Consider the following 8,086-nt stretch of genomic DNA (forward strand, 5'->3'; position numbering starts at 1 on the left):
GCCGATCATCGCCAACGGCGCATCCGACTCGGCGGCGCTCGACGCGGTGTTCGAGGTGCTGGTCCGCGCCGGCCGCAACGCGCCCATGGCCAAAACCATGCTGATCCCGGAATCGTGGTCCAAGCAGGCGGTCGAGCTGCCGCAGGCATGGCGCGACATGTATTCCTACGTGAACTCGGTGATGGAGCCGTGGGACGGCCCCGCAGCACTTGCCATGACCGACGGCCGCTGGGTCTGCGGCGGGCTCGACCGCAACGGCCTGCGCCCGATGCGCTACGTCGTCACCGGCGACGGCCTGCTGATCGCGGGTTCCGAGGCGGGCATGGTGCCGGTCGAGGAAGGCTCCGTGCGCGAAAAGGGCGCGCTTGGACCGGGCCAGCTCATCGCAGTCGACATGGAAGAGGGCAAGCTCTACCACGACACCGACATCAAGAACCGCCTCGCGGCCTCGCAGCCGTTCGGCGAGTGGGTCGGCAAGATCACCGATCTTGACGAGGCGCTGGCCGGCATCACCGAGAAGCCGCTGTTCACCGCAGGTGAGCTGCGCAAGCGCCAGATCGCGGCGGGCTACACCATCGAGGAGCTCGAGCAGGTGCTCGCGCCGATGGCCGAGGACGGCAAGGAGGCGCTGGCCTCGATGGGCGACGACACCCCGTCGGCGGTCCTGTCGAAGAAGTATCGCCCGCTGTCGCACTTCTTCCGCCAGAACTTCAGCCAGGTGACCAACCCGCCGATCGACAGCCTCCGGGAATACCGGGTGATGTCGCTCAAGACGCGCTTCGGCAACCTGAAGAACGTGCTCGACGAATCTTCGTCGCAGACCGAGATCCTCGTGCTCGAGAGCCCGTTCGTGGCCAACGCGCAGTTCGCGGAGCTGGTGGAGCACTTCAACGCGCAGCTGGTCGAGATCGACTGCACCTTCCCCACCGACGCCGGCGAAGGGGCGCTGCGTGACGGCCTCGCCCGGATCCGGGCCGAGGCCGAGGACGCCGTGCGTTCGGGCGGCGGGCACATCGTGCTCACCGACCAGCACCAGTCCGAAGAGCGCATCGCCATGCCGATGATCCTCGCGACCAGCGCCGTGCACTCGTGGCTGACCAAGAAGGGCCTGCGGACGTTCTGCTCGCTCGGCGTGCGCTCGGCCGAGTGTATCGACCCGCATTACTTCGCGGTGCTGGTGGGCTGCGGCGCGACCATCGTGAACCCCTACCTCGCGCTCGACAGCCTTGCCGACCGCATCGACCGCGGCCTGCTCGAGGGCTCGCTCACCGAGAACGTCACGCGCTACCGCGAGGCCATCGACCAGGGTCTGCTGAAGATCATGGCCAAGATGGGCATCTCGGTGATCTCGTCCTACCGCGGCGGCCTCAACTTCGAGGCCGTGGGCCTGTCGCGCGCCATGTGTGCCGAGTACTTCCCCGGCATGCTCTCGCGCATCTCCGGCATCGGTGTGCACGGCATCCAGCAGAAGGCCGAGGAGATCCACAAGCTAGGCTTCCGCGGCGGCCGCGACGTGCTGCCGATCGGCGGCTTCTACAAGGCACGCAAGTCCGGCGAGACCCACGCCTGGGGCGCGCAGACTATGCACCTCATGCAGGCGGCCTGCAACAAGGCCTCCTACGAGCTGTGGAAGACCTATTCCAAGGCGATGCGGGCCAACCCGCCGATCCACCTGCGCGACCTGCTGGACGTGAAGCCCATCGGCAAGCCCATCCCCATCGAGGAAGTCGAGTCGATCACCTCGATCCGCAAGCGCTTCGTCACGCCGGGCATGTCGCTGGGGGCGCTCTCGCCCGAGGCGCACAAGACGCTCAACGTCGCGATGAACCGCATCGGCGCCAAGTCGGACTCCGGCGAGGGTGGCGAGGATCCGGCACATTTCGTGCCCGAGCCCAACGGCGACAACCCGTCGGCGAAGATCAAGCAGGTGGCCTCGGGGCGTTTCGGCGTCACCGCCGAGTACCTCAACCACTGCGAAGAGCTCGAGATCAAGGTCGCACAGGGCGCCAAGCCCGGTGAGGGCGGCCAGCTTCCGGGCATGAAGGTCACCGACCTGATCGCCCGCCTGCGCCACTCGACCAAGGGCGTGACGCTGATCTCGCCGCCGCCGCACCACGACATCTACTCGATCGAGGACCTTGCGCAGCTGATCTACGATCTCAAGCAGATCAACCCGCGCTGCAAGGTGACGGTGAAGCTGGTGGCGTCCTCGGGCGTCGGCACCATCGCGGCGGGCGTGGCCAAGGCCAAGGCCGACATCATCCTGATCTCGGGCCACAACGGCGGCACGGGCGCCTCGCCGGCGACCTCGATCAAGCACGCAGGTCTGCCGTGGGAGATGGGTCTCACCGAGGCGCATCAGGTGCTGGCGATGAACAAGCTGCGTGACCGCGTCACGCTTCGTACCGATGGTGGCCTGCGCACCGGCCGCGACATCGTCATGGCCGCCATGATGGGCGCCGAGGAGTTCGGCATCGGCACCGCCGCGCTGATCGCCATGGGCTGCATCATGGTCCGCCAGTGCCAGTCGAACACCTGCCCGGTGGGCGTCTGCACCCAGGACGAGGCGCTGCGCGGCAAGTTCACCGGCAACGCCGACAAGGTGGTGAACCTCATCACCTTCTACGCCACCGAGGTGCGCGAGATCCTCGCCTCCATCGGCGCGCGCAGCCTGAACGACGTGATCGGCCGTGCCGACCTGCTGCGCCAGGTCTCGCGGGGCGCCGAGCATCTGGACGACCTCGACCTCAACCCGCTTCTGATCCGCGTGGATGGGGCCGACGACATCGTCTACGACCGCAACAAGGACCGGAACCCGGTGCTCGACACGCTCGACGCCGAGATCGTCCGCGACGGTCACCGCTTCCTGCAGGACGGCGAGAAGATGCAGCTCTCCTACGCGGTGCAGAACACGCACCGGACCGTGGGCACGCGGACCTCGTCGCACATCGTGTCGAAATTCGGGATGCGCAATGCGCTGCAGCCCGACCACCTGCACGTCAAGCTGACCGGCAGCGCCGGCCAGTCGCTGGGCGCCTTCGCGGCACCGGGGCTCAAGATCGAGGTCTCGGGCGATGCCAACGACTACGTCGGCAAGGGCCTGTCGGGCGGCATGATCGTGGTGCGGCCGCCGATGATGTCGCCGCTCAAGGCGGATGACAACACCATCATCGGCAACACCGTGCTCTACGGTGCGACCGACGGCTACCTCTTCGCGGCGGGCCGCGCGGGCGAACGCTTCGCGGTGCGGAATTCCGGCGCCAAGGTGGTGGTCGAGGGCTGCGGCTCGAACGGGTGCGAGTACATGACCGGCGGCGTGGCGGTGATCCTTGGCCCGATCGGCGCCAACTTCGGCGCCGGCATGACCGGCGGCATGGCCTATCTCTACGACCCCAAGGGCGAGGCGACCGACATGATGAACATGGAAAGCCTCGTGAGCTGCCCGGTGTCGGAAGGCCATTGGGAAGACGAGGTGAAGGGCCTGATCGAGCGTCACGTCGCCGAGACCAAGAGCCGCAAGGGTCAGGACATCCTGCAGCACTGGGAGCTCGAGAAGGGCCACTTCGTGCAGGTCTGCCCGAAAGAGATGCTCAACAAGCTCGCCCACCCGCTGGGCATCGAGTCAGACATCGCCGTGCCCGCCGAGTGATCCGGCCGGCAACCGCAGGAAACAAGGCGCCCGGGATGATAATCCCGGGCGTTCTCTTTTGTAGCTGCCGAAAATCCATGCTATGGAAACGCCGAGCATCCTGTTTGGAAACTTACTTGGCAGATACGCGCTCACGCATCTGTGATGATGATGTTTAAGGTTGAGCTTCCTCAGCTTTAATGTGCTAATTATACTTGTTGATACACTTATAGGTAGTGGTTGGTGGCATAGTTGCCCGGAATATTGGGCTCAATCATCCCAGAAGGGTTGACCTCGATATGGAGATCCTGCGCCTAAGCGACCTTGCGTTGCTGGCATCGGAAGACAGGTATTCGCTGCAGGCGACCGTGGACGTCGCCGTGCAGTTGCTTCGCGTTCCCGTAGCCCTTGTGACCGTCATCGACACCGCGAAGGACCGTCAGGTCTTTGTCGCGGACCGCGGCCTTGCCGAGCCCTATGACAAGATGCACGAAACGCCGCTTGACCTGTCGGTGTGCAGCCACGTGCTGACCTACCCCGAACCCCTGGTGATCGAGGACGTGCTCGAGGATCCGCGCTACAAGAATCACCCCGGCTTTGCCGAACTCGGGATTCGCGCCTATCTCGGCTACCCGATCTACGGCCCCTTCGACACGCCCTTCGCCGTGCTCTGCGTCGGCGACACCGTCCCCCGGACCTGGGAAGAGCGGGACATGCACATCATGTCCTACCTGGCCCGGCAAACGACGCGCTACATGCAGCGCAAGGCACAGAACATTCTCGAACGTGACGGTATTTCCCAACTTCACGTCTTGATCGATTGACGCACCGCCCCGCCCGGGCGGTGCGTCTGATGTATGGCCGGGCTCCGCGCCCCTCATCGTGGAGCCCGGTCGTCCGTCAAGCCCGGCCACGGCGTCGCATCACCCCAGTACACACGATGCGAACGTCCCGGTAACAGCGAGATTCGCCGGAACTCCTTAATAAATGGTTACCTCTTTGCCGCCCCTTCCGGCGCGACAAACGCGATGCATCCGCGCCACAGGTCGGGGCGCCGTTTCGCAGGAAATCCGCGGCAGAAGGCCCCGCCCGAAGATCCCCGAACCGCAAGAACGCCCCTCCCCCGCGCGCAGGTTCTTTTCCGCGGCGATGGGCTGTGCGAATACTGACGACATGGCACGCACGAGCAGAAAGAAGCAGACAAAAGCGGGCAAGACCAAGGATCTCCGGACAGCCGTCGCGGAGCCGCTCCGGCGCGCCAACCCGGTGCGCTGGCTGACCCGCATGGCGCTGCGCGCCGCGCTCGCGCTGCTTGCCGCGGGCTTCGTGCTGGTGCTGGCCTACAAGGTGCTCAACCCGCCCACCACCTACACCATGTGGTCCGAGGGCCGCCGGCTCGGCGGGCCGGTGGACTACGACTGGGTGGATGCCGAGGAAATGGCACCGGTGATGCTGCGCTCGGTCGTGGCGGCCGAGGACGCGAACTTCTGCACCCACTGGGGCTTCGACATGCGCGCCATCCGGGCCGCCATCGCCGAGGGCAGCAACCGCGGCGCCTCGACCATCAGCCAGCAGACCGTGAAGAACGCCTATCTCTGGCAGGGCCGCAACTGGCTGCGCAAGGCACTCGAGGCCGGGGTCACGCCGCTGGTCGAGGCGGTGTGGTCGAAGAAGCGGATCCTCGAGGTCTATCTCAACATCGCCGAGTTCGACGAGGGCGTGTTCGGCGTCGAGGCCGCCGCCGAGCATTACTTCGGCGTCTCCGCGAAGAACCTCAGCGCCACGCAGGCGGCGCGGCTGGCGGCCATCCTGCCCGACCCAAAGGACCGCTCGGCCTCGCGCCCCTCGGCCTTTGTCGAGCGCCGTGCGTCGCAGATCCGCGACGGGGCGGCCACCATCGCCCGCGACGGGCGGGCGGACTGTTTCGAGTAAGCTCTGAGAGGGTCAGTCGCTGAGCGCGCGCGCGGCCTCGACCGCGAGCGGGGCAAAGCGCTTGCGGAACTCGGTCGGCGACCAGTCCCCCAGCGATCCGGCGATGTGCACCGCCCCCACCGGCATGCCCGACTTGTCGCAGACCGCCGCCGCCAGAGCCAGTTCGCCGATCAGCGTCTCCTCGGCGGCGAAGCAGTAGCCGTCCTGCCGGACCTCGGCGATGATTTCCCAGATCTCCTCGGGCTTGCAGCGCGACTTCGGCGTCGAGGGCGTCAGGTCCGAAAGTTCGAGGATGTCGGCGATCTCGGCGTCGGGCAGATGCGCCATGCAGGCCCGCCCGCCGGAGGTCAGGAAGGTCGGCTTCCTCCGCCCGGTGAGCGTGGCGTAGAAGGTCTCGCGCTTGCTCTGCATCCGGATGCCGTAGATGACCTCGAGCCGCTTGATCCGGTGGCGCGCGTCGAAGAGGCTCAGGTCCACCCGCTCGCCGCTGATCTTGCGCAGGTCGGTGAGCACCGGCGTCGCGCGCTCGATCAGGGGGTTGCAGCGCATGTAGTCGAAGCTGCGCTCGAGGATGCGGCGGCCGGGCACCAGCCGCCCCTGCTCGGTCTTCTCGAGATAGCCCAGCACGAGGAAGGTCTGCGCGATGCGCTGCACCGAGCTCTTGTTCTCGCCGGTAATGGCGGCGATCTCGCCCAGCGACATCGGCGTGGGGTTCTCGGCGAAGACCGACAGCACGTCCATCGCCCGCGCCACGGACTTGAGGAAGAGACGCTCGTCGACCTCGGTATCGGTGCGCGGGAAGGCGCGGTCGATTTCCGGGACCGTGGTCTCCTGCGGGCGATTCACGTCCTGATCCAAGCTGTCACCATCCACTGCGGCCGGTCCCGGGGTCGGCGAGACAAGGGCCGGGAAAGAGGTTCCCCCTGAATATCAACCGCGCCGCGCCGTTGGAAGTCCCGGCGCGCACCTCCTCCCCCGGGATCATGCCGCCCTCTCTCAGCTGCCGGAGGCGGGCAGCAGGCGGATGACCTGCGCCGTCGCCTCCTCGACCGCGGCGTCACTATAGAGGAAGGGCACATACTCGCCCCTGGCCCAGTGCGGCGCGAGATCGTCGTAATGCGGCGAGCGGCGGTCGCCCGATTGCCCGGGCGCATTGATGAAGACGCTCTCGTCCCAGTTGCCCACGTCCATGACGATGCGCACCGAGGCCCCCATGGTCACGCGGAAGTCGGAGGTGCGGTAGGCGGCGTGCATCACCGTCGAGGCGCTGCCGCCCTTGGCGAGCGGCCCGATGTCGTGGCTCTTGCGCCACGCCTCGCCCGCCACGGGGCCGAGCGGATGCTCGAAGAAGCCGTGGTGCAGATCGCCCCAGCGCCATTCGGAGGCGTCTTCGCCGAGAGTCGCGACCAGCGCGGCATGGGCGGAGGCCAGCGTCTCGAGAAGCAGTGCGTCGCGGGCCGCCGCGGGCGCCTCGCCAAAGGCCGCGCCCGGGGTTTCCAGCGCCTTCAGGATACCCTCCACGTCGCCGGGCTCCATCAGCGGGCGCAGCCTGGGGTCGGGCACGAAGAGCGCGAAGAGCGCCGGCTTCAGGTGCCGCGCGTACCAGTATTCGCAGAGCGCCGCGCCGGCAGAGTCAGCGGTCGCCATGCCATCCCAGCCCGCGATCATCGCCAGCGCCTCCCCGGTGGCGCCTTCGGCCGAGAGCGGCGCCAGAAGCGCCCGCAGGCGCAGCCCGGGCTCGGTCATGACGTCGGTCTGCAGCGCGATGGACTGGGCGATGCCGTGGCTGCCGGGCGCTTCCGAGCCCAGCACGTCCGCGATACGGCGGGCGCGGCTGGCCTCGAGCCACTCAAAGCCCACGCGGTTGGCCTCGTGATCCCAATCCTCGGGCAGGTTGGCCTCGTTGGCGGAATAGACGTAGCCGCAGGTCGGGTTCACCGTCAGTGGCATGGTGTCGAGCGGCACGAACCCGTCCCACTCGAACCGCCCGTCACCCGGCACCGGAAGCAGCCCGTCCCAGTTGTGACGCACCGGGATCATGCCATAGGGCATCCACGCGATGGTGCCTGAGGTGTCGGCGTAGAGGTGGTTCAGGGACGGCGTGCCGAATCGAGCGATCGCAGCGCGGAACCCGTCGAGGGTCGTTGCCCGCATCGACGAGAGCCCGGCGAGATAGGCCGCGGAGCCCGGCTCGAACCAGACCGAGCGCAGGGCGAAGACGAGGTTGCGCTCAGGATCCTGCCAGAGCGCCGGCCCGTGCCTGGTGAAGCGCAGCACCCGCGTCTCTGGCGCGCCGTCGCGCAGCGGGAAGCTTTCCTCGACCAGTTCCATGTCGGTCCATTCGCCGTCACAGAGATAGCGGTCGGGATTCGCCGGGTCGGTCTCGTAGAGGTAGATGTCCTCCTGGTCTGCGCTGAAGATGGTCTGGCTGAAGGCGATGATGCCGTTGTGCCCGAGCGAGATCCCCGGCGCCGAGGGCTCCCCTGCCCCGATCACGTCGAACTCGGGCGTCTTCAGGTGCACCGC

The 8,086-nt window shown here is 67.2% G+C and carries 5 protein-coding genes; 3 read left to right on the forward strand and 2 right to left on the reverse strand.

What is annotated here, in order from left to right:
• From gltB to mtgA, 3 genes are all read left to right on the forward strand, one after another.
• The coding region (gene gltB / locus HC022_RS14425; protein WP_167452918.1) for a glutamate synthase large subunit at positions 1-3,649 on the forward strand (3,649 nt) is incomplete at its 5' end.
• Positions 3,650-3,927: 278 nt separating this feature from the next.
• Positions 3,928-4,452, forward strand: a complete 525-nt coding sequence (locus tag HC022_RS14430; protein ID WP_008883168.1) for a GAF domain-containing protein — start codon at positions 3,928-3,930, stop codon at positions 4,450-4,452.
• Positions 4,453-4,801: 349 nt separating this feature from the next.
• Positions 4,802-5,560, forward strand: a complete 759-nt coding sequence (gene mtgA, locus HC022_RS14435) for a monofunctional biosynthetic peptidoglycan transglycosylase (protein ID WP_040383657.1) — start codon at positions 4,802-4,804, stop codon at positions 5,558-5,560.
• A 12-nt stretch (positions 5,561-5,572) separates the two neighbouring features.
• On the opposite strand, the gene HC022_RS14440 is transcribed toward mtgA, so the two are convergent.
• Together HC022_RS14440 and HC022_RS14445 are read right to left on the reverse strand one after the other, a co-directional pair.
• A complete protein-coding gene (locus HC022_RS14440) occupies positions 5,573-6,406 on the reverse strand; it encodes an IclR family transcriptional regulator (RefSeq protein WP_242661688.1) in 834 nt (277 codons plus the stop codon).
• A gap of 150 nt (positions 6,407-6,556) precedes the next feature.
• On the reverse strand, positions 6,557-8,086 hold a 1,530-nt coding region (locus HC022_RS14445; protein ID WP_167452919.1), incomplete at its 5' end, for a penicillin acylase family protein.

This window comes from Salipiger sp. HF18 (assembly GCF_011806505.1).
Taxonomy (GTDB): Bacteria; Pseudomonadota; Alphaproteobacteria; order Rhodobacterales; family Rhodobacteraceae; genus Salipiger; species Salipiger thiooxidans.

Bases quoted from the DNA above. Each gene is read 5' to 3' on its own strand.
- mtgA (WP_040383657.1), top strand. From the start codon at position 4,802: ATGGCACGCACGAGCAGAAAGAAGCAGACAAAAGCGGGCAAGACCAAG.
- HC022_RS14430 (WP_008883168.1), top strand. From the start codon at position 3,928: ATGGAGATCCTGCGCCTAAGCGACCTTGCGTTGCTGGCATCGGAAGAC.